The sequence below is a fragment of the Flavobacteriaceae bacterium genome (genome assembly GCA_014075215.1).
GTDB lineage: Bacteria > Bacteroidota > Bacteroidia > Flavobacteriales > Flavobacteriaceae > Polaribacter.
In genome coordinates this window covers 1835936-1858677 of the sequence record CP046177.1, presented here as the reverse complement: position 1 = coordinate 1858677, position 22742 = coordinate 1835936, and the positions used below count along the sequence as shown (strand labels likewise).

The 22742-nt window shown below is 33.9% G+C and carries 24 protein-coding genes and 3 pseudogenes; 8 read left to right on the top strand and 19 right to left on the bottom strand.

The window, feature by feature from the left end; all coding sequences use genetic code 11:
- Positions 1-373: 373 nt before the first annotated feature.
- The 7 genes from GKR88_09185 to GKR88_09155 form a co-directional block, all read right to left on the bottom strand.
- Positions 374-811, bottom strand: a complete 438-nt coding sequence (locus tag GKR88_09185) for a hypothetical protein (GenBank protein QMU64442.1) — start codon at positions 809-811, stop codon at positions 374-376.
- Positions 812-882: 71 nt separating this feature from the next.
- A complete protein-coding gene (locus GKR88_09180) occupies positions 883-1020 on the bottom strand; it encodes a hypothetical protein (protein ID QMU64441.1) in 138 nt (45 codons plus the stop codon).
- 89 nt (positions 1021-1109) lie between these two features.
- Positions 1110-1964: a hypothetical protein gene (locus tag GKR88_09175; protein QMU64440.1), complete on the bottom strand. Its 855-nt coding sequence runs from the start codon at positions 1962-1964 to the stop codon at positions 1110-1112.
- Positions 1900-2139 (bottom strand): hypothetical protein, encoded by a 240-nt coding sequence (locus GKR88_09170; protein QMU64439.1) that lies wholly within the window; start codon positions 2137-2139, stop codon positions 1900-1902. Before GKR88_09170 ends, GKR88_09175 begins: the two co-directional genes overlap by 65 nt.
- A gap of 66 nt (positions 2140-2205) precedes the next feature.
- Complete coding sequence (locus tag GKR88_09165) at positions 2206-3099, bottom strand: DDE transposase (GenBank protein ID QMU64438.1); 894 nt, start codon at positions 3097-3099, stop codon at positions 2206-2208.
- Between the two features lie 58 nt (positions 3100-3157).
- Positions 3158-3544 carry a hypothetical protein gene (locus tag GKR88_09160; protein QMU64437.1) on the bottom strand — a complete coding sequence of 129 codons (387 nt, stop codon included), beginning with the start codon at positions 3542-3544 and terminating at the stop codon, positions 3158-3160.
- A 9-nt stretch (positions 3545-3553) separates the two neighbouring features.
- Complete coding sequence (locus tag GKR88_09155; protein ID QMU64436.1) at positions 3554-3784, bottom strand: hypothetical protein; 231 nt, start codon at positions 3782-3784, stop codon at positions 3554-3556.
- A gap of 413 nt (positions 3785-4197) precedes the next feature.
- Here GKR88_09155 and GKR88_09150 point away from each other — a divergent pair.
- A pseudogene (locus GKR88_09150) lies at positions 4198-7114 on the top strand (glycoside hydrolase family 92 protein).
- An 85-nt stretch (positions 7115-7199) separates the two neighbouring features.
- On the opposite strand, the gene GKR88_09145 reads toward GKR88_09150, so the two are convergent.
- From GKR88_09145 to GKR88_09120, 6 genes are all read right to left on the bottom strand, one after another.
- The gene (locus tag GKR88_09145) at positions 7200-7649 is read right to left on the bottom strand and encodes an SRPBCC domain-containing protein (GenBank protein ID QMU64435.1); all 450 of its coding nucleotides are present in this window, start codon (positions 7647-7649) and stop codon (positions 7200-7202) included.
- 9 nt (positions 7650-7658) lie between these two features.
- The gene (gene ftsY, locus GKR88_09140; GenBank protein QMU66681.1) at positions 7659-8636 is read right to left on the bottom strand and encodes a signal recognition particle-docking protein FtsY; all 978 of its coding nucleotides are present in this window, start codon (positions 8634-8636) and stop codon (positions 7659-7661) included.
- Between the two features lie 267 nt (positions 8637-8903).
- Complete coding sequence (locus GKR88_09135) at positions 8904-9056, bottom strand: DUF4295 domain-containing protein (GenBank protein ID QMU64434.1); 153 nt, start codon at positions 9054-9056, stop codon at positions 8904-8906.
- Positions 9057-9065: 9 nt separating this feature from the next.
- Complete coding sequence (rpmG, locus tag GKR88_09130; GenBank protein ID QMU64433.1) at positions 9066-9248, bottom strand: 50S ribosomal protein L33; 183 nt, start codon at positions 9246-9248, stop codon at positions 9066-9068.
- A gap of 26 nt (positions 9249-9274) precedes the next feature.
- Complete coding sequence (locus GKR88_09125) at positions 9275-9514, bottom strand: 50S ribosomal protein L28 (GenBank protein QMU64432.1); 240 nt, start codon at positions 9512-9514, stop codon at positions 9275-9277.
- 206 nt (positions 9515-9720) lie between these two features.
- On the bottom strand, positions 9721-10917 hold the full coding sequence (locus GKR88_09120) for a DUF1343 domain-containing protein (GenBank protein QMU64431.1): 1197 nt from the start codon (positions 10915-10917) through the stop codon (positions 9721-9723).
- A gap of 4 nt (positions 10918-10921) precedes the next feature.
- Here GKR88_09120 and GKR88_09115 point away from each other — a divergent pair, with 4 nt between their 5' ends.
- The gene (locus GKR88_09115) at positions 10922-12160 is read left to right on the top strand and encodes an FtsX-like permease family protein (protein ID QMU64430.1); all 1239 of its coding nucleotides are present in this window, start codon (positions 10922-10924) and stop codon (positions 12158-12160) included.
- 97 nt (positions 12161-12257) lie between these two features.
- Here the strand turns inward: GKR88_09115 and GKR88_09110 are convergent, their stop codons facing one another.
- Positions 12258-13454 (bottom strand): helix-turn-helix domain-containing protein, encoded by a 1197-nt coding sequence (locus GKR88_09110; protein ID QMU64429.1) that lies wholly within the window; start codon positions 13452-13454, stop codon positions 12258-12260.
- 468 nt (positions 13455-13922) lie between these two features.
- Between GKR88_09110 and GKR88_09105 the strand changes: the two genes are divergently transcribed.
- Together GKR88_09105 and GKR88_09100 are read left to right on the top strand one after the other, a co-directional pair.
- The gene (locus tag GKR88_09105; protein QMU64428.1) at positions 13923-14267 is read left to right on the top strand and encodes a hypothetical protein; all 345 of its coding nucleotides are present in this window, start codon (positions 13923-13925) and stop codon (positions 14265-14267) included.
- A gap of 269 nt (positions 14268-14536) precedes the next feature.
- Positions 14537-14917: a hypothetical protein gene (locus GKR88_09100; protein QMU64427.1), complete on the top strand. Its 381-nt coding sequence runs from the start codon at positions 14537-14539 to the stop codon at positions 14915-14917.
- On the opposite strand, the pseudogene GKR88_09095 reads toward GKR88_09100, so the two are convergent.
- A pseudogene (locus GKR88_09095) lies at positions 14891-16055 on the bottom strand (IS3 family transposase). The gene GKR88_09100 and the pseudogene GKR88_09095 overlap by 27 nt on opposite strands.
- Positions 16056-16155: 100 nt before the next feature.
- Between GKR88_09095 and GKR88_09090 the strand changes: the two are divergent.
- Positions 16156-16597 (top strand): annotated as a pseudogene (locus GKR88_09090) (hypothetical protein).
- Positions 16598-16621: 24 nt separating this feature from the next.
- On the opposite strand, the gene GKR88_09085 reads toward GKR88_09090, so the two are convergent.
- From GKR88_09085 to GKR88_09075, 3 genes are read right to left on the bottom strand one after another with little or no spacing between them, the layout of a single operon-like run.
- Entirely contained in the window at positions 16622-17998 is a 1377-nt protein-coding gene (locus tag GKR88_09085) for a hypothetical protein (protein QMU64426.1), read from the bottom strand.
- 53 nt (positions 17999-18051) lie between these two features.
- Positions 18052-18729, bottom strand: coding sequence for a hypothetical protein (locus tag GKR88_09080; GenBank protein QMU64425.1), 678 nt, complete (start codon positions 18727-18729; stop codon positions 18052-18054).
- On the bottom strand, positions 18668-19342 hold the full coding sequence (locus GKR88_09075) for a hypothetical protein (GenBank protein ID QMU64424.1): 675 nt from the start codon (positions 19340-19342) through the stop codon (positions 18668-18670). Before GKR88_09075 ends, GKR88_09080 begins: the two co-directional genes overlap by 62 nt.
- Before the next feature lie 602 nt (positions 19343-19944).
- Here GKR88_09075 and GKR88_09070 point away from each other — a divergent pair.
- Positions 19945-20358, top strand: coding sequence for a DNA repair protein (locus GKR88_09070; protein ID QMU64423.1), 414 nt, complete (start codon positions 19945-19947; stop codon positions 20356-20358).
- 107 nt (positions 20359-20465) lie between these two features.
- Here the strand turns inward: GKR88_09070 and GKR88_09065 are convergent, their stop codons facing one another.
- Entirely contained in the window at positions 20466-20603 is a 138-nt protein-coding gene (locus GKR88_09065) for a hypothetical protein (protein ID QMU64422.1), read from the bottom strand.
- A 466-nt stretch (positions 20604-21069) separates the two neighbouring features.
- Here GKR88_09065 and GKR88_09060 point away from each other — a divergent pair, with 466 nt between their 5' ends.
- Entirely contained in the window at positions 21070-22080 is a 1011-nt protein-coding gene (locus GKR88_09060; protein ID QMU64421.1) for an XshC-Cox1-family protein, read from the top strand.
- Complete coding sequence (locus tag GKR88_09055; GenBank protein ID QMU64420.1) at positions 22080-22679, top strand: NTP transferase domain-containing protein; 600 nt, start codon at positions 22080-22082, stop codon at positions 22677-22679. The genes GKR88_09060 and GKR88_09055 overlap by 1 nt, the downstream gene beginning before the upstream one ends.
- Positions 22680-22742 lie beyond the last annotated feature (63 nt).

Genomic DNA, 22742 nt, shown 5'->3' with positions numbered 1-22742 from the left:
CGTATTTAAAATAACATTTCCTAAAGCGTTTATATTATCTCCGATAGTTACCGTAACTCCCTGTATGGTAATGTTCCAGTTATTTTTGGTAATTTTAAATGCTATTATTTCATTTTCTTCAAAAGCAAGATTGAAACCATTATAATATCTATATGAATAATAGTTATTTTCTTCCGGTTCTTCTACTGCTTCATTTATGGCTGCAGGAATTAAATTTCTGACTTGTTGTTTGATTCCTGTAGTAGCTCGAATATCATTTAATGTAATGTTATTAATTTTAATATTATAAAATTCTGCTTCTGATATAGTATTTGATGTTACTTGCCAAATTTGTTAGTAATAGTCTTACAATTAATAGTATATTTCTCATGGTTTATGTTTGCTCAATAAACCCAATTTCTGTTATTTTATTAGTGTATTTATCAAATTCTATATAAATAAAATTATTACACCCATCACAGTATTGATAATTAATACTCTTGCCTCCATCCGCATCATCGTTAATAGCTACATTTCCCAAAACGCTTATATCATCTCCAATGGTTACCGTAACTCCCTGTATAGTAATATTCCAATTGTTTTTTGTAATATCGAATGCAATTATTTCATTTTCAGAAAAACCAATTTCAAAGCCATCATAAAAATAATCATAATAGTTTTCCTCTGGCTCTTCTGTAGATTTATTTATGGCTGCAGGAATTAAATTTCTGACTTGTTCTCTTATACCTCCAGTGGCTTGAATATCATTTAGTGTAATATTGTTAATCTTAATATTATAAAAATCTGTATATGATATAATGTTTGATGTCATTTGACAACTTGCTAAACTACTTGTTAGTATTAGCGTTAAAATGAATAGTATATTTTTCATGGTTTAAGTTTTTAATTACAATTTGTATTTGTTTGCGAAACTCCATTGTCATCAATGGTAGTAGAAAGATAATCTCTTGGGTCAACTAATGTATAATGACTATAGCTCCAAGAATTACTACCGTCATGTTCTCTTACTTCTATATGCACATGGGAATCTACCTTTTTTCTTTTTAATCCTTTTTTTAAATTCCCAGAATCTCCCTGATACCCTATAATATCAACTGCTTTTACATAGGTTAGAGGGCTACTTGTTTGTAATATTCGATTATTTTTTTGTAAATGAAAATAAGAATATTTTTACCGTTTACAGTACTGTGTATTCTGGTATAATAACCTGCTTCTTTGTGGTATTTAGTCGAATAAATATACCCGTCATACATGGCAAAAATAGGCGCACCTTGTTCATTTTTTAAATCTATACCTCCGTGTTTCTTATTCCTCGGCGTATTACAATCATTCCCTCCATATCTTTTACACCCTCCACTAGAAGGATTTCCAAACATAGCCCCTTGAGTACCCGAAGGCCCATATTGCGGTGCAATTTCAGGATCAGGTACAGGGTCTCCTGCACAAGGTTTCTTAACACAAGTTCCCAAACCGTTAATGTTTTCCGTATAACCGGCTCTGCAAACACAGCTTCCGCTACTGTCTTCCACTTTACCCGGCGGACATACACAATTTCCATCGGCATCCATTATTTTTTCTCCGCTACATCTCGGATCTACTAAGGTGGTCTCTACTTCATTATCTTCCGAGTCGTCATCGCCTCCCGAGCTTCCTCCTCCTAAACCTCCCCCACCTCCCGAAGGCGGGTTGATGTAGTTGTCTTCCGTACCGGAGGAACACTCTCCCCATATAACGGTGAATACAAATTCAAAACTCGTAGCATTGCAAGTACCCGGAGCATGCGGATTTCCAAAACTGCATTCCCAGGCCGTATGTACTCCAACAACACAGTCTCCCAAACGGGAAGATATCAAATCATCGGTATCAAATAAATCATTTTGGCTGATAGCCACCGTTCCGCTATAATACTGCGAAGCTCCCGACAGGTATTCCTGAGAAGGAGCATATTCCAGAATATACGTCATAGACCTGACCATTTGTATCTGCATAGAGTACCAGATTATATAAGAGTTCTGTCTCTGTCTCGGTGATGAGTTTAAAGGTATATGTTTTGTAATCACCTCTGTCAATAACCGCAATTTCATCTGTTAGAATGGTGGGATTATCAGAAGATTCCAATCTTCCGGTTTCATCTACCAACGGTTTATTCACATCAAAATACCGTGTAAAACGGTCTAACTCTGGCTCAAGTAAATTTTATGGGTATTAAGCGAATAATTTTTCAAGTCTAAAGAGGAAAAATTGTGTATCTCTTACGCCTCTTTGATTGGCTCTAAAGAGTTTTATTTTTGAATTAAAAGACTCTGCATTTGCATTTGTATTCCTATTGTAAAAAAAGTTTAAGATGGTATTAAAATGATGTTTAATACTGTTCATTGCTGTATTGAAATTTTTAAATTCCAATTTTTCTGTATCCTCAAACCAATGTTCAAATCGTTGTTTGGCTTTTACTTTACATTTTTCTTGATAAATGCTTCTAAATTCTAAAGTGTGTTTATAGGCTTGTTGGATGTTTGGATAAAGATTACATAATAATTCTGCTCTTTGTTTTTGATTAGGTGTCCAATCGTTTGTCTTTTTAGCTAAAATATATCTACTTCTAGCCAAAAGTTGCTTTTTTGTATCACCATTAGATAGCACTATGGGTTTGTGTTTCTTCCTTGCTTTTTTAGCAGCTTCAATGGCTTTGTTTTCATCTTCTATTGCTTTCCACCGATGCTGTACTCTAACATGCTGTAAAGCTTCTGTTACCAGTTTTACCACATGAAATCTATCGGTAACAATTTTAGCATTTGGAAAACAAATCTTAGCTGTTAAATTCATATTATTTGCCATATCTAAAGTTACTTCTTTGACTTGTTTGCGTTGTTCTAAGGGTATTCTTTCAATAGCAGTAATAATATCATCACTTTTAATTCCTTTTACACAAGCCACTAAAGTTCCTTGTTTACTTCGTGCGTTCTTGTTGGTCAAATAGGTATAAAGTTCACCTTTAGATAGACTTACTTCATCAAGACTTAAATACTCTCCTATATTCTTCGGATAAATAAGATAATCTTCACAATGGGGCTTTTGATTCCAACTATCAAACCCACTTATCTGTTTCTTATAATGGCGTTGTAAAGTTCGTGGGTAAATACCGTAATAACTCGCTATATTACTGATCGTATCTTCTCGGGCCTCTACCTGTAGCTTTTAAAAAATCAGAAAGTTCTGACGTTAATTTAGAACCTTCTGCAATGAATGAATAATCATTTTTAATCGCTCCCTTTTTAGTCTTCTTATCTCGCCATCGTCTTGTTTTTATATGTAGATAAACTGCTTTACCGCGTATGGGAAAATCTTGAATCTGTTTACTGCTAATAAAACCTTTGGACTCATAATTACCCTTTGAGTAACCCTCTGGTAGAATATTCTTCTCTTCTAAATAAATGTGAAAAGCATCCTTTTTAACTGAAATATCTCCTAATTCTTCAAAAAATACAATATCAAAATGAAGTAATAAATCTTGAGGGAGGATAGATGCTAATAATTCTAAATGCATCGTCTTTTTTTATGCATCTAAAATAATCAATCCCCATAAATTGTCGTTGACCCCTAACTCTTTGCCGTCGGTAACCGATTGTTGGAACTTGCTTAAAGAGATTCTGCTGACTGTTTTTGTTCCTGATGCTTCCTGCGGTTTTAAAAAGGATTCGTTCTCACAATTTAAAAGCAATACCGGAAGAGATACTGCTAAGATGCCTATGGCATATTTCAAATATTTTTTAAATTTCGTTCTCATAACTTCTCGTTATTTTAAGGGTTAATAGAAAGTCGTTTTTTGTTATTACTAATTAAGTTACTATTTTTTCAATACTACAGGCTTTTTTCTTTACAGATAGGAATTTTTTTATTTTCCTGTCAGAAAGCTATATGCCTTATAAAGGTCAAAAACAAATGGAAATAACTCATAACACCGGGGTTCTTAAAAGACGACTAAAGGGCTACAGCAATTTTCATCATTGTTAGCGTAAACAAACCTAAGTAATTTATTTCTTATATGTAAAAAAATAATTGTCATATCGTTATTTTATAGCCTGTAGCTATTAAGCAGGGAATTCTTATATGCTTTTCGGCTTGAAATTATTATTGAAGATTCAAATAATACAGACAGCACATTTTTAGTATCTTCGGTTTATAAAAATATATAACTTAATGATTTACAGATCGTTGTTTTTATTTGTTTTGGCAGGGGCTTTTTTTTCGTGTAAAAGTAAGCCGATTCCTCAAAAAGCAACTAAAGATAAGTTGCTTATTTCTTATGTCAACCCTTTTATCGGTACCGGCGGTCACGGGCATACGTATCCCGGAGCTACCATGCCGTTTGGAATGATGCAACTGAGTCCCGATACACGTTTGGACGGTTGGGACGGATGTTCGGGATATCACTATTCCGATACGTATATCTACGGATTCTCACATACTCATTTGAGCGGAACGGGCGTTTCGGATTACGGTGATATTTTGCTGATGCCTACTGATGATGTGGTTTTCAACAATGGTGCTGACGGCAACAAAGGCTATCGTGCTCATTTTTCGCATGCGCATGAAATTGCAGAACCGGGATACTACAAAGTACATTTGGAAGACACAAAAATTGACGTGGAACTCACGGTTTCCAAACGAAGCGGAATGCACAAATATCAATTTCCGTCCGGCGAACATCAAATAGTGATGTTAGATTTGAAACACAGGGATAAACTGCTAGATTTCCAAATTCATAAAGAAGATGCATATACCATCTCCGGATATCGTCATTCAAAAGCCTGGGCTACCCGACAAATGCTGTTTTACCATATGGTTTTTTCGCATCCGATTACATCTGTTGAATACAATGAAGACAAAAGCATTGCAGGTTTTGAATTGCACAATCCAACGAATGAACCCGTTATTATTTCAATAGGAATCAGCCCGGTGGATGTTGAAGGGGCTAAAAACAATTTGGAGGCAGAAATCGGAAAAAGAACTTTTCAGCAGGTAAAGAGCAATGCGCAAAATACCTGGAAACAGCAATTGGAAAAAGTGGTGATCGAAAGTTCAAACGAAGATTATAAAACCAATTTCTACACCTCGATGTATCATGCGATGATAGCTCCTAATCTGTATCAGGATGTAGACGGGCGTTATCGCGGAATGGATTTGGAAATTCATCAAACAGTTGATTTTGAATACTATACAGTATTTTCTTTATGGGATACCTATCGGGCCGCGCACCCGTTATATACCATTTTAGAACAAGAGAGAACGAATGATTTTATCAATACCTTTTTAGCAAAATATGAGGAAGGCGGCATTATGCCCATTTGGGATTTGTCTGCATGTTATACGGGCTGTATGATTGGTTACCATGCTGTTCCTGTGATTGCAGATGCATATTTAAAAGGAATTCGGGAATACGGATACGGAGAAAGCTCTGGAAGCGATGAAACATTCTGCTACCAGAGATAAATTGGGGCTGAAGAGCTACAAACAACTTGGATTTATCCCGGTAGAAAAAGAATCGGAATCCGTTTCCAAAACCCTGGAATATGCCTATGATGACTGGACTCTTGCGCAAATGGCCAAAGCCATGAACAAATCGGAGGATTATAAAATCTATTCCCAAAGAGGGCAGTTTTATAAAAATGTTTTTGACCCTGGAAGTCAATTTATGCGAGGGCGTTTTCGCAACACCTGGTTTGCACCATTTGACCCGTATGAGGTGAATTTCAATTATACGGAAGCCAATTCCTGGCAGTATAGCTTTTATGTTCCGCAAGACATCAGCGGATTTATGGAACTGTTGGGAGGAAAGCAGGCTTTGGAAAATCAGCTGGACAAATTGTTTACGGCAAAGCAGGAAACTTCAGGGAGGAATCAGGCAGACATCACAGGGCTGATTGGTCAGTATGCACATGGAAATGAACCGAGTCATCATATGGCATATTTGTACAATTTTGTAAATAAACCTCATAAAACACAAGAAAGAGTTTATCAGATATTAACAACATTGTACACCAATGCTCCGGATGGAATTTCGGGAAATGAAGATTGTGGTCAGATGAGTGCCTGGTATATTTTTAGTTCCCTGGGATTTTATCCGGTAACTCCGGCATCCAATCAATACATTATCGGAACGCCTTTGTTTGACAAAGCTACTATCCACTTAGAGAATGGAAGGTTATTTACCATAGTGGCCGAATCCTTATCCAAACAAAATAAATACATTAAAGCCGTTTATTTGAACGGGAAAAAATATCCGTTTTCCTATATTCATCACAGGGATATTGTGAATGGAGGAAGTTTGGTTTTTAAAATGTCCGATGAACCGTCGGAGTGGGGAAGCCAAAACCCATTTGTTCCGATAACAGAAATCAAAGAACACAAAATTGTTCCGGCTCCATTTATTACCAAAGGCAATGTGGCATTCAAAGGAAGTACGGAAGTTGTATTGGAAACCGCAGATACAGAAGCTGAAATATTTTATTCTTTTGGCGATGATTTTGTACTTTACGAAAAGCCTTTCCGGGTTTCGGAAAAAGCTATATTAAAAACCTATGCACAGAAAGGAAAAAATAAAAGTGCTGTTATCACGACCGATTTTTACAAAATAGATCCGGATATTAAGATTGAATTAAAAACAAGGTATGCAAATCAGTACAATGCCGGTGGTGATAATGCGCTGATCGACGGAATCATCGGAACAAAAGATTTTAGAACGGGAACCTGGCAAGGCTATCAGGATGAAGATGTGGTTGCGATTGTGGATTTGGGGAAAGAAAAAAGAGTACATATGGTTGACATAAATTTTTTACAAGATCAGCGCAGTTGGATATTTTTCCCCACAAGTGTTGAATGCCGGGTTTCTAACGACGGTATAAACTTTAAGCAAATGGATGGGACACGCAGGATAGCAGCTGCAAAACCTTCGGAAGAAATTGAAATTAAAAAAATGTATTTCAAACAACCATCAAAAAGATATCAATATATCAAAGTCATTGCCAAAAAACCGGGCAAGCTCCCCGAATGGCACCCGGGATATAAGCATGACGGACGGTCATGGATTTTTGTAGATGAGATTCGGGTTAGATAGTAATAGCGTTTAAAGTTTGAAAGTCTCAAGTTAAAAGTTTGCCTAACCTTTTTAAAACACTGAGAAAAATGAATGTATAAATAGCTTATTCTCTTTCTTCAAAAGGAATGATGGTGCCTTTTTCAACATAATTTTTAAGTCCGTTCAGTAACATTGCCCAACAAAAAGAAGATCTTTTGAAATGGTGATTGCATACAGGCCATCTCGTATGACTAAATTGAACAGCAACGGAATGGTTATCTTCTTTTAAATCGAAACCGAAAGTAGTCGGATTCCAATCCGGATCAGCATCTGTCATCTTTATATGGAAAGATGTATTGTTTTTACACACTGTAACTTTTCCATACCAATTATAAGCATCTGTAAAATTGAAATTATAAACTTCTCCTACTTCAGGTGTTCCGGAAGAGGTTAAGGGCCACCAATTGTTTAGATGCTTTGGCTGTGTAATTGCATCAAAAACAGCTTTTGCAGATGCGTGAATAACAAAATCGTGATAAATTGAAAATCCTTTGTCTGTTTGTTGTTTTTCCATATGATAGATTTACCTGTTAAAAAAAGAATCCACAAACTCGTATTTGTTAAATACCTGCAAATCGTCTATCCCCTCTCCTACACCTATATATTTTACAGGTATTTGAAATTGGTCTGAAATGCCGATAACAACTCCTCCTTTGGCCGTTCCGTCCAGTTTGGTAACTGCCAGAGAGGTTATTTCCGTAGCTTTCGTAAATTGTTTGGCCTGCTCAAAAGCATTTTGACCTGTAGAGCCGTCTAATACCAGCAATACATCATGAGGGGCATTGGGTATTACTTTTTGCATGACTCTTTTAATCTTTGTCAACTCATTCATTAAATTGACCTTATTATGTAAGCGTCCTGCCGTATCTACGACGGCGACATCCGCATGTTGAGAAACTGCCGATGTCAATGTATCAAAAGCTACGGAAGCGGGATCTGACCCTATTTCCTGCCTGATAATGGATACATTTGTTCTATCTGCCCATACTTGTAATTGATCAATAGCTGCGGCCCTAAAGGTATCTGCGGCTCCCAGCACTACCTTTAGGCCTTGCTTTTTAAATTGTGATGCAAGCTTTCCTATAGTGGTGGTTTTACCTACCCCATTTACTCCTACTACCATCAAAACATACGGATTTTTAGCCTCTTTCCTGTCAGCAGAAAAAGATGGAATTGTAAAACCGGTATCATTCCCTGTATGGTTTTCAGATAACAGGCTTGCTATTTCATCTTTTAACATATGGTTTAATTCATCTACTCCCAAGTATTTATCTTTTGCAACACGAGCTTCAATTCTTTCAATAATTTTTAAGGTAGTAGCTACTCCTACATCCGATGAAACCAATACTTCTTCCAAATTATCCAGCACATCATCATCTACTTTTGTTTTTCCGACTACTGCTTTGGATAGTTTGGTGAAGAAACTCGATTTGGATTTTTCTAATCCTTTGTCTAAGGTTTCTTTTTTTTCTTTTGTAAATATTTTATCAAAAAAACTCATCGTCTGTTTTATTTGCAGATCATATTGAACTCGTTTAAACTTTTTCAAAAAAGTACAGTGTAAAAGTTAGAAAGTTGAAAAGTGTAAGTCTCTTTGGAATTTTATTTAGAACGTTTCAAGCAGATTCAAAAAATCTGTAACTTTTAACTTTCCGACTTTTACACTTTCTAACTAAAGACTGTATTACAACATCAAAATTACGGAAATAAACCGCATAAAAAAGCTACTCCCTGTATGGAAAGTAGCTTTATACTATTTTTTAAGACATTACTTTTTAGCGAAAAAGTCATTTATTTGTGTAGGGCCTATAATAGCTTCAACAAATGTATATGCTCCGGTTTTCGGAGATTTTACCATTTTAATTGCTTTACTTAACCTCTTAGAACCTGTCTGTAAAGATGCTACTGATTTCTTTGCCATGACTTGCTTTTATTTAATTTCTTTATGAACTGTCATTTTCTTTAAAATGGGGTTGAATTTTTTAATTTCAATTCTATCCGGCGTATTCTTTTTATTCTTGGTAGTAATATACCTGGAAGTACCCGGTTTACCCGTTGCTTTATGTTCTGTACACTCTAAAATTACCTGAATTCTATTTCCTTTTTTTGCCATCTCGCTGAGTTTTGTTTAGGGAATTATTATTTCGTTAAATAACCTTTGGCTCTTGCTTCTTTAAGTACTGCGGAAATCCCTTTTCTATTAATATTCTTTAAAGCCGATGCAGATATTTTTAAGGTAATCCACCTATCTTCTTCCGGAATATAAAAACGCTTCGTCATCAGATTTACATTAAATTTTCTCTTCGTTCTGTTTAAAGCATTCGAAACGTTGTTTCCTGCCATCGCTTTTTTACCTGTTAATTCACAAACTCTGGACATTTTATTAATCTTTACATCGTAACTTTACGTGAGGTGCAAATGTATGACATTTTTGATTTTCTACAAAAACTATTTTGCTATTTTTCCGAATATGAAAAAATTCGCCGATAATGTCAAACCCTATCATCTCTTATAGTCAACACACGAGGTTTTTTAAAATATATAAAGCCGATAGTTTTGCTAGGGTCCCTAAACGAGTTACAACTTCATTTGTAAATTAAATATTTTTCGCGCTTTTTTCTAAAATCTTCCAGAGCTTTTTTCCAGGAAGCTCTTATCTCTTCTTCGGAAATTCCTTTTTCTATTTGTTCTTGTAATTTTTTTGTTCCGGCCAATTTGGTAAAAAATGCATTGAAGAAATATTTTGTTTTATTTTGTCGATACGCTTTGATCAGCCAAGACAGGTTGAGAACATCTAGTTTTTTCGTATTCCTTAAATCTTCGCCGTAACAAATCATATGCTGATGTTTTGGATATTTTGCTCCTTCATTTGCTTTAGGAGTATATGAAAACCCTTTTTTATCTAAAAACGGAGATCCGTAAATTTGAAATTGTTCATCAGTACCACGTCCTGCATTTACATTGGTCCCTTCAAAGAAGCACAAACTGGGGTAAAGGTTAATGGCTTTATCATTTGGTAAGTTTGGAGAAGGTTTTACAGGCAGGCTATATTCGGAATCATGGGTATAGTTTTTTAAAGGGATCACTGTTAATTTACATCTTATTTTGTTTGCCAGCCATTTTTCACCGTTTATGAGTTGTGCATATTCCCCTATAGTCATACCATATACTACGGGAACGGGATGCATTCCCACAAAACTCATGTGTTTTTTTTCCAAAACGGGGCCGTCAATATAGTGTCCGTTAGGGTTGGGCCTGTCAAGAACTATCAGAGAGACTCCGGATTCGGCACAAGCCTCCATCATATAATGTAATGTAGAAATATAGGTATAAAAACGAGCTCCTACGTCCTGAATATCAAAAATGACAATATCAATTCCTTTTAGTTGTTTTTTAGAGGGTTTTTTGTTTTTTCCATATAAAGAAATAACAGGCAATCCTGTTTTTGTATCTGTAGTATTTTGTATAAATTCTCCGGCATCTGCTTTTCCGCGAAATCCATGTTCGGGAGCAAACACTTTTTTAATATTGATTTTTAAAGAAAGTAAACTATCTACCAGATGCGTGAACCTGTGTTCTCCCCGCTGCTTTTTTATAACGGATGTTTGGTTGGCAACTACAGCTACCTTTTTATTTCTTAGTTTAGGAAGATACCTTGCGATTCTTTCAGCTCCTGTCTTTATCCGGGCATCTTTTTGAGGTAACTGATCACAAACCATTAGCTGAAAAGGCATCAGAAAAAGCAAGAATAAATATGTACTTTTACGCAGTATAAACACCATAGGATTGAATTACGAGTTATTTATTGCAAAACGCATCATTGCGGGAAAAGAGTATAAAAATAGTATTTCAGCACCAATAATAAAAATAGCCATTATTGCCATAGCACTGGGAATTACTGTTATGTTGATTGCAACGGCCACTACAACAGGGTTGCAACATAAAATTCGCAATAAGATATCCGGTTTTAAAGGCCATATACAAATTACGAACTTTGACAATAACAACTCGGGAATTTCATTAGTACCCATTTCTAAAAATCAATATTTTTTTCCAACCATTCCGAATGTCGACGGAATTAAAAAAGTACAGGTTTTTGCCACCAGGGCAGGATTGATAAAAACAGCTACTGACTTTGAAGGAATTATTTTTAAAGGAGTTTCCAAATCATATGACTGGACGTTTTTTAAAGAATATTTGATAGCAGGAGATTTGCCGGATTACAATCAGCGTAGGGTTAAAGATGTTTTGTTATCAAAAACCTTTGTAGACAACCTGCAACTTAAACTGAATGATACCATTACGGCAACCTTCTTTAAGGATAAAAAGAATAGCCTGCCATCTGTCAGAAAATATCATATCAAAGGAATATATGATACCGGTTTTTTAGAATTTGATAAAACTGTGATGATTGGAGATATCAAAGAAGTACAACGGCTAAATAAGTGGAGGGTAAATGAAGAAGTTGGAGGCTTTGAAGTAATTTTGGAAGACTTTAATCAAATTGAAGAAAAAAGCAAAACCATCTACAAAGAAATTCCTGTTACTTTAAATGCAATATCTATTGTAGAAGCTTATCCTGCTATTTTTGAATGGATTGCATTATTTGATAATAATGTGTGGTTCATCATTGTTATGATGATTCTTGTAGCCGGAATTAATATGATTACCGCCTTGCTGGTATTGATACTAGAACGGGTACAAATGGTGGGAATTTTAAAGTCGTTGGGAAGCTCTGATACGAGCATTCGGAAAATATTTTTATATAACGCTTCTTATCTGATCTTAAAGGGACTCTTTTTTGGGAACCTTATTGGGTTAACCGTGCTATTTATACAAAAATATACCGGCTTCATAACATTAAACCCGGAGACTTATTATGTCTCCTCAGTACCGGTGTATATGAGTTTTTGGAATATCTTATTTTTAAATTCAGGAACCCTCATTTTATGCTTTTTAATGTTACTGATTCCTTCCTATGTGATTACTAAAATTCAACCTTCGAAATCGATTCGGTTTGCGTAATACCATTTATCACTTGAAATTACTGGTATAAGTATTACCTGTTCGTTTTTTGCTTAAACCGGGTTAAAAATATAAAGAGTACTAATGGTATAGGTAGCTAATTTCCAGTATTCTTTTCCATATTCTTGATATAATCCGAAGGTTTAATGCCTTTTAATTTAAAAAAAGTTTTAGAAAAAGAATCAGCATTATTATAGCCTGCTTCCTGAGCGATGGCTTTTATTGTAAATTTTCGGATGATAGGGTTTTCTTTGAGTTCCTTAATAATATTATCAATTCTTAGCGTATTTAAATAGTTGGTAAAAGATGTTTTTTTATAGTGATTGATGATTTTCGATAAATAATTGGTATTGGTATTAAATTTCTTTGCCAAAAAATTTAATGTTATTTGCGGTGAAGTATACTCTTGATGTTTTTCAAATACATCCAAAGCTCTTAAAACACTGTCTGTAATTTCGTCCGGTATATTTAATTTATCATTAAATTCTTTTTGTAATGAGCTATCAATAATGGGTTTCCGTATTATTTTTTTTGCAGAGGACGAATTTAAATGTTTGCGCAGATATTTTCTTTCATTTAATACTCTTATCTGCATGACCGATTGGTATCCTAACCAATAAATTAGAATTGTGGTGAAAACTCGTAAAGGGTAATAGGATGGCAAAAATATGTTAAAATTCAAATAAATAGTAATTATTAAAGGAAGTATCCAAAACAGATAGCCTAACAACCCCAGTCTAAAAAATGTATTGATCCATTTTAAATTATCAAAGCTTATTATATTAGATGCTGTTTTGTCATTTTTTACAAGTCTGTACAAATAGTAAGAATAACCAAAAACAGCTAAAGACAAAATAATACTTAAAACTTCTTCAATTACCGTATACTTTTTAAAATAAGGGGCAATTTCCTGAACTCCATAGTCAGCATAATAAAAGCCAAATCTAACCAGTAACAGAAAACTAAAAATGAATAGGACAACTTTTAATACGTTAAAATATTTTTTTTCAATTTCCAAATAATATATCAAAAACATATAAAAAAAAGAAGCTGCCAAAAAATGCCATGGTATTTCAAAATATCTTAAAAAAAGATGCTCCTGAAAAAAACTTTTTGCTAAAACCCATGACTGAAAATTATTTAAGGATATGGCAAGTACTAAAAAATTAATGAAAACAATACTTCTTTTTTTACCATTCTTTGAGAAAAAAAGAACAGTACAGAACAAAAAACCATGTAATGCACTCAACAACAAAAAGAAATTAAAGAAATCTTTAATCATATTAAGAATCATATCTCATTATACAAAGATATTTTTTTTACCACTATTACAAGATGTTATTTAGTGTCTTTGCTTTTTTTTGAAAATGGAATGAGTTTAGTTGAAACGAGTTCAATATAAGAAATTTGAAGTCAAATCAATAAACACAGTAGCTAGCTCTATTTTACAGAAGTTTCCGACACTCGATTTTCTGTTACTAATTTTATACCTGTTATTCATAAATAAACGCCTGTTATTTATGAATAGCGGGTTACTTAGGTTGTGTATGTTGCCTTTCCGATGTTATAGCCTTCGAAGAATTGCGATTCGTAATACAGCGGTAGTGATTAATTTAAAGAAATCACGTAAAAACAAAAAGAGAGTGATATGATAGCAATAACCGAAGTTAAGATTTGACATTAAAAAAACGGTTGTTACCCACAACCACCTGTAAATACGAAATACTAACGCAAATTATCAGTAACAATTATAACCAAAAAAATGAACAAACTATTTTTAAATATTCTGACAATCGTTTTAATTTACCTGAACACTACTTTTATTTTTGCACAAGAACGCAAATTCAAGCTAAAATCTACAAGTGCTGGTATTGGTTTAATCAGTTCATTACCCGGTACTGAAATCAGAAATAATCTAAATCTCGATTTAGCGACTGAGCTAAATAAAAACCTTTTCTCTTTCTATTCAAGCTTTGGTCATAGGGGTTTTTTCTTTGGGATTAGAAAAACTTATTGTGAAATGAATTTAACCTATGGAAGACAAATAGATATAAATAATTGGCTAAAACTGGAGGGGCATTTTGGGGTTAGGATATTTAGGGTATGAGCGTTCTGGGAGCAAAAAATCAACTATTGGTTTTCCGTTCAGAGTGAAACTGATTTTTTATACCGGAAAGCATTTTGGAATTGGACTAAACCCCCAATATGAATCTAAACTCTTTAGTGAATGCATATTACAGCAATATAATCTTCCAATACAAATTTTAAACAATATATAACAAAGTTAACAATAATTAAAAATCCGGACAAAATACCTATTACTTCCAATGTTCTAATACTAAAAATGCAAATTATTAATATCAACCATCCGAAATTATGAAAAAATTACTTTTTTATGTGATGCTTATATTTTTTACTGTAGCAGCCAGTTCTCAGGATGAAAATAAGATGTTCGTTTTATTTGAATCCGGTTTGAATAAAGTGAACTCTGATTTCAAAATCCATTTTGGCGGGGGAGTAGAATATCTCTTATCTAAGAAAAGTAGTTTAACACTTCGACTAAAATATTTTAAAACAGGAATAGATTATAATAAAGAAGCTATCGAATGTAGTTTTGCGAGCTTCTTTTGTTCTTCTGGCAGAACTTTTCTATATGAAGGAGAAAATTTAAAAATTCCAGTTAATTATAAGTTTAGGAACTGGATATGCAACAAAAAATGGTACAAAAAGTTAAGCTACATTTTTGATTTGATATAATTTTTCAAATTCGATGATATTTTTGTAACCAAGAGCAGAATGTCTTCTGTATCTGTTGTACCAAGTTTCTATGTATTCAAAGACTTTAATTTGAAGACTTTTGTTGGATATAAACTTATTGTCTATCATTAGTTCTGTTTTGATTGTTTTAAAAAAAGATTCAGCTACTGCATTATCCCAACAGTTTCCTTTTCTACTCATACTGGGTGTTACATGATAACTTTTAAGGATATTAACAAACGCATGAGATGCGTATTGTACACCTCGATCAGAATGAAAAATCATACCTTCACAAGGCATTCTGTTGTTTACAGCCATTCTCCATGCAGCAATGATAGTTTGTCTTGCTTTGAGTCCATTGCTCAAAGACCAACCAATGACTTTACGATCAAACAGGTCAATAATTACCGTTAAGTACAGCCATCCTTGTGCAGGCTTTAAATAGGTAATATCAGAAACCCATTTCTGTGCAGCAGCGGTAGCTTTAAAATCTCTATCCAATACATTATCAGCTACCGGATATTGATGCTTAGAATCTGTCGTGACAACAAATTTCTTTTTACGAACTGCTTTAATCCCGTGTTTTTTCATCAATCGTGCTACCCTAGACCTAGATACTTTAAACCCTTTAGCTTTGAGTTCCTCTGTAATTCTAGGACTTCCATAAGTAGATTTACTTCGCTCACAGATACGGTGAATCTCAGAGAGTAGCATACGATTTTTTCCATCTCTATCTGATGGAACATAATTCTTACTCCTGTAATAACTGTTTCTACTAATTTTAAAAATTTTACACATCTTCCCAACCGGATATTCTCTACTGTAATCTTTGATAAATTTCAATACTTCCGATCGCTCTTGGAGAAGATGCTCACGGCCTTTTTTAAGATATCCCGCTCCATGGTAACATCCTTGAGCTGTTTACGTAATCGCTCTAACTCTTTCTGATCTTCTGTGAGTTGTTGACGCCATTACCGCTAAAAGCTAAATCAGGACGCTGTTCTAATTCTCTACGCCATCTGTAAATAAGATCTGCACTGATTCCCAATTCCATGGCAATCTGCTTTGTGTTACCTCGTACATTGCTTAATTCTACTGCTTTAATTTTAAACTCTTTACTGTATTTTCTTCGTTTCATATGGTTAAGTTATTTTAGATAAAATTAGCTTAACTCTTTGTCACTCTAAATGTAGCAAGTCCACTTAGTCACATTAGACTTCCTTAAACGACAGGAAAATATTATTATAACAGGTGCATCTGGCGTAGGTAAAAGCTATATCGCACAAGCTTTGGGACACCAAAGCTGTATGTTACAACATAAAAACACTGTATCAAAATACTGCCAGAATGTTTAAAAGACTAAAACTTTGTAAAATTGATGGAACCTACCTCAGAGAACTTAATAGAATCTTAAAAGTTGAACTTTTAATACTTGATGATTTTGGGATTCAGAGTTTTGATAATCATGCTCGTGAGGCGTTAATGGATATTATAGATGACAGACATGGAAAATCATCAACTATAATAGCATCACAAATACCTGTGTCAGCTTGGTATGAAACTATAGGAGAAGGTACTATTGCTGATGCCATTTTAGACCGTATCGTCAACTCATCACATAGAATAATGCTCGAAGGTGAATCAATGAGAAAAACCATTTTACAAAATGATAAAAACTAAATTTTAACTATTATTGCAATACTTCTATGAGTGGCACTGTTTGACCGAAATCAGTGGCATGGTCACTCCGAAATAGCCAAAAAGTTGTGAATTATTATATCCCCATATATAGTATGTTTTAGAACCGTCTTTCTTACTTATATGTTTGATGTTTCCAGAATCATAATAACCTATTTCCTGTTTGAGATCGTATGAGGCATTGGTATAATCGTTAAACCAATCAATTTTAGGGTATCCATTTCTATTCAATTCTGCACTGAAATATGAACCTGAATATAAGTTAATGTTTTCAAAATTTAATATTTTTATGGGTTGGTATAAATCTTCATTAGAGACCTTATCATAAATATAGAGGTTTGCTTGAATTAATTCTCGTGCTAAATTACCTGATTGTGCTTCCCATTTTTGTTCTTCAATAGGGCCAAAAATATTTTTAGCTTTTAAATCCGAAATATTAATTGAAGATGAATAACCAAAATCATCATTAGAATAATCTATAGAATATTTGAATTTTTTGGTAATTTGACCTCCTAAACTATTAGTAGTTGTTATTTTAACAGGTAAAAAATGAGTTTTATATGGATTATATTCATATTCAATTTTATTGGTAACAGGATTATTTCCATCATTGTCATATGTAATAGAAGTTTTACTCTCCATTAAACAAAATTCTTTATTTAGATGGCTAACTCCAGTGAATACAATGCCAAACAGGTTTTCTACAATACCCGTTCTTAAAATTTCTTTGGAATCAATCATGTATTCAAACATTTCTTTTTTCAGCAAAACAGGAACATCAGATTCGTTAATTCTATATGTAGAGACAGATTCAGGCTTACCCACCGTAGAATTAGTAAGAAAAACACCCGTATATGGCCATCCGTAGCTTGCATTCATATCATCGGGCCCATAAGCCATGTTAACGTGCGAACCACTTTGATATGTAACATCAATATTCATTTTTATCTCACTTTGAGTGTACCCATGAAAGCTATGAACTTTAAATCCTCTGCCAACCTCTTCTTGCCTTACTTGTTTATATACAATTGTAGAGTTTCCAATTTGATAAGGCTTTGATTTTACGGTATATCTACTGTATATATCAATCTTATCAGTACAATTAAACACTGGACCAGCTGTATATTGAATAGCTCCAGTTTTAGCAAACAAATTATTTGTTCCTAATCCCCAGCTATCATCTTGCTCACATGACACTACTAACCCAAAAGAGTAGGGTTGAAAATCTTTATACTGACCTCTTGGTGTAAATAAATGGGTTATAGGCTTTTCGCTGATTTGCCCATTACTCCTATTTAATGAATTACCAAGTTGATCATGCGCATCATAGTTATAATAAATAGTATGTGTATTATTCTCGCTTGATATTTGCTGTGACTTCACTCTTATTCCACCTCCTTTAACGGACACCTGTAAATTATCATCGTAATACTCATTTAATTCATATTCAAACGTATTAGACCCCCCGTAGGAAATACTATTTTTTTAAGTGACCCGTACATTGCATAATCACTAGGTTCTTTGGATTTTGCGCTTCTCCATGGAAATTGAGCTAAGTATGGAAATTCTGTTCCATTTGCACTATAATATCCCCAATGGTCTGCTAGATATTCCATCCGACCGGGCAATAAGTTTTCATTGATATATTCAAATTCATAAGGTGGTTTTGAAGAAAGTCCATCCCCTGAAAACTCCTGAATTGATTCTAAGAAAATTCTCTCATTATTTACATTTTCTATGTTGACATTAAAATATTTAAGAAGTGTATTTCCTTGAAAAACAGAAATCTTACTTAAGGCATTTCCTGATATATCATTTCGGGATTTATTTGAATCAAAAACAACTTCACTAATTTTAACATCATTTGATATTAGGTTTATACGGCGAACTCTTTTTGTAGAAATATCTGGATAAATAATATATTCTTGAACCTTAACAGCAGAATTACTAGCTGGATCAATCTCTAAAGAATTATTACCTAAAATCGGGTAATTAATTGTATGACTAGTGTATTCAAAAGTAATCTTTTCATTTGTAGATGATGAAATTATTTCAGATAGAAACCAGGCAACGATTATGTCCTCCTCGTAATATAAGCCCACCCTCTCTTTCAATAGTAGATGTCTCTGTATCTCTAAAAATATATTTAGTTCCATCTTCTGTTGTTATTTCTATTACATCATTATTAAGCACAAATTTCCAATTACGCTGTTCCTTTATGAAATATGGAGTAACTAAATCATTTTTCAATGCCAACTGCCCCGTATAACCGCTAAAATTATAGCTAAAAACATCTGGAGCGACATCATACTGCCTAGAATCTACACTTATAGTTTCTTGATACGTTAATGGATTTGCCAAATCTAACCTAGGAAATGGATCGACTTCCCCAAGAACTCTTCTTGTTATAACACCTCCTGCCATTAAACTCCAATTATGACCTGTATATTCAGATGTGTTTTCAATTTTTACTCCTTGACGGTATGACATACTTATAGGCAATGAAATACTATTCCCAGTAATATTCCATATTGGGATAGAAATATTAGTTTCTCCTCTGGCTAAACTAACTGGTGCATATGAATAACTTCCTAAAGAAGATACAGTAGGCGAAATAATGGTTTTAACATTATTTTCATAACTCTGTAATTCAAATTCATCAGGGTTTTGACTAAAACAGAGAAGGGTGAAAAACAATAACACAACCAATAAGAATACTTTTTTCATAGAATAAAAATTTAAAATTAATGTTAGTAATCTTGAAAAAAGCAGAGTTTCTTTTACATAAAAACCAAAGGCCCTGAAAAAAGGGGTTAATTTATTAGTCGCTTATTATGAAATGGAAATACTCATAGAACTTTTTTCAATCTCTATTCAGTGCAAAGCTAGAAAAAAATGTGTTAAACAAAATTTTTATGAAAAATTTATGATTATTGGGGATAAAACCTTTAGCTTACCAAACACAGGTTTCCAGTAATTTATGTTAGTCAAAAAGAATTAACCAATTGCTATCAGAATAAAATGCCATAGTTAAAAATTGAGGCTCTTGAAAAATCGTTTTTAAGATACCTAAAAATATTTGTATCCCTATAATGAATGTAACAAAAGTAAATTTCCAACACTTAATTCATCTTGATTTTAGTAAGGACTTTCATTTTGTTTTCTCATACTTTTTTTTAAGGCTTATTTGTCAAAAATAACCTTTAATCAAAGCTTTGCCTACGATATTTCTCGGCATAAACATTTATTCTGTAAATGTTATTCCAATTCCTCATAGCAAAACTTTTCCTTTCGATTTAAAAAGCCAAATAATCTTAAAATCATGTTCGATGGGAAAACAAAATGCTATATCAAATACTTTTGGCGAAGTTCAACTAAGCTATAAAAAGAAATTACAAATTCAATTTCGCTGCATCAAATCTTCCAGTGACACATCCAAAGTCATTCGTCAGATTTTGCCAATATCACAAATCAATTACAGGGAACATTTTTATGCTCTTTACTTGAATAATAAAAATGAAGTTATCGGCTACCACCTTATAAGTGTTGGTGGAATCACTGCTACAATGGTTGACATTAGAATCTTATTACAAGGTGCTTTGCTTTGTAATTCAGTGGCAATTCTGATTCTCCACAACCACTCGTCAGTTGATATCCAAATAGCTCAGGCCCTGTTTCTGAAAGTCATTGTTGTAGCTCAACAAAGGATAATTTCTAAGATTGACGGGAGACATATTGCCTGAAATTCCCTGCCCTTGTACGTTATAATTATCATAATCTACCAAGCTTGGATTGTTGTCCAGACTGGTGTCTTTTGATTTCCCTTGAATCTCCGATACCATTTACGGTGTTAGTAGTGACGGTTGTAGCCTTCTATGAGTTTATTGACATCTACGTATACCTGACCCGAACTTGAGTTGTTGTAAAAAAAAGAAACCACAGAAAGCAATACGGCAATAATGGAAATGGGTAAGCTGATTTTATTCATTGTTAAAATAATATCTTTTACAGTTGAAATTCAGCCTAAAAATTACTGTGGATTACCATGTACTGCAAGTAGAATTGAGAAACCGGCAGTTAAAACTTTATAAGTGGTTGTGATCTGCTGAAATTTGGTAAGAAATGCTATACGGTATAAAAAAGGGTAATTTGAAAATAAAATTACTCATCAAAAAAAATTAAATGAGTTCTCTAAAATTTGTACTTTGGTGTTTTATACAGTTTCAAGTTCTAAATTCCGGATTCGGGATTTGTTAAAGTATTGATTATAAGTGTTGTATCATCAATTTTTCTTATAGCACTATAAATAAAATTTATGATACATCGGAAAGTTGGTATTAAAGTTCTCAAAGTTAAAAATATAAGATTTTTACTTTACACTTTTCAACTTTCTGACTTTCTGACTTTCTGACTTTTCAACTGTATTTTTTTGAGAAAAATAAAAATGATGAACTATGTTGCACGAACTAAAAGAGATCATCCGTACTGCGCAAATTTCGGGAGAAAACAACCTGAAAACCGTTTTTGTTTCCGTAGTGGCTTTAGAAGGTTCTTCGTATAGAAAGCCCGGAGTGAGAATGAGTATTCAGGAAAATGGAAAAATGACCGGCGCGGTGAGTGGTGGCTGTATAGAAAAAGAAATTTTGCGACAGGCACAAAGTGTTTTTAAAACAGCTATTCCGAAGTTAATATGCTATGATGGCAGATATCGGTTAGGTTGTGAAGGAGTTTTGTATATTCTTATTGAACCTTTTAACCCTCCGGTTAATTTTTACGATGCTTTTGAAAAGCAATGGAAGTCCAGAGAGCCATTTGATATAAAAACCAAATTTTCCAAACAAGAGGTGCCCAGGGATAAAGGGTATTCTACTTTTGTATTTTCAGATGATGCTTATCCTGTTTTTAATAACTTTTCAGACGACCCTTTGTTAGATGAGTTTCATCAAACAATAGCTCCCGGATATAAATTGTTCATTGTAGGTTGTGAGCACGATGCAGTGGCTTTGTGTACATATGCGGTCAATACCGGTTGGGAGGTTACTATTGTGGCTCCGCCGGATGAGTCTAAGTCCATTGAAAACTTTCCGGGAGCCTCTGCTTATTTGGGCATTGATGAGGAGCTATTTTCCAAAGAAAAAACAGATGCTCAAACAGCGGTGGTAATTATGACACATAGTTTTGCCAAAGACCTGAAGTATCTGGGAAGTTTACGAGATAAAAACATTCCTTATTTGGGTTTATTAGGTCCTGCCGGTAGAAGAGAAAAGCTAATTACCCAATTATTTGAATATTATCCTGACTTGGATGAACCCTTTATAGAAAACATTCATGGCCCTGCCGGGATTAATATCGGTGCGGAAACACCACAGGAAATAGCCATTTCCATAATGGCCGAAATATTAGCGGTTATGAGAAATCAAAAACCGCTATTTTTAAAAGATAAACCTGTAGGAATCCACCAGTAATGTCAAAAACCGCTATTTTAATTCTTGCTGCAGGTGCGTCCGAAAGGTTTGGAAAGCCCAAGCAACTACTGCCTTATAAAGAAACAGTACTTTTAAATTATATAATTGAGCAATTAATCCCTATCAAAAATGCCGGGATTTTTGTGATGATTGGTGCATATGTTGAGAGTGTTTTTCAATCTATTAAAAACCAACCTGTTACCGTCATAAAAAATGCTGATTGGAAAAAAGGAATGGGAGATTCTCTGGCTAAAGGGGTTGCATATATTGCTGCTAAAAACGATTTTCACAGGGTTTTAGTTACATTGGGAGATTTGCCTTTAATAACTACACAGCGGTATACACAACTCATAGCATTGGCCACTAATAGTAAAAAAAGAATCATCCTGACAGCTTATAAAAATCTTTCCGGCGTTCCTGCTATTTTTGATAAATCGTTATTCCATGAACTGTCTTTGTTAACAGGTGAGAAAGGAGCCAAATCCATAGTAAATAAATACCAAGATGAAATTTTAATGTCAACTTCTGAGGTGCCTTTCTTTGATGTTGATACTGATGAAACGTATAAAAGGTTATTAGATTTAGAATCAGATAGTTGAAAGTTAAAAAGTTGAAAATTGGAAAGCTCCAAGTTGAAAAGAGTCAACGTTTTAAAACAGTAA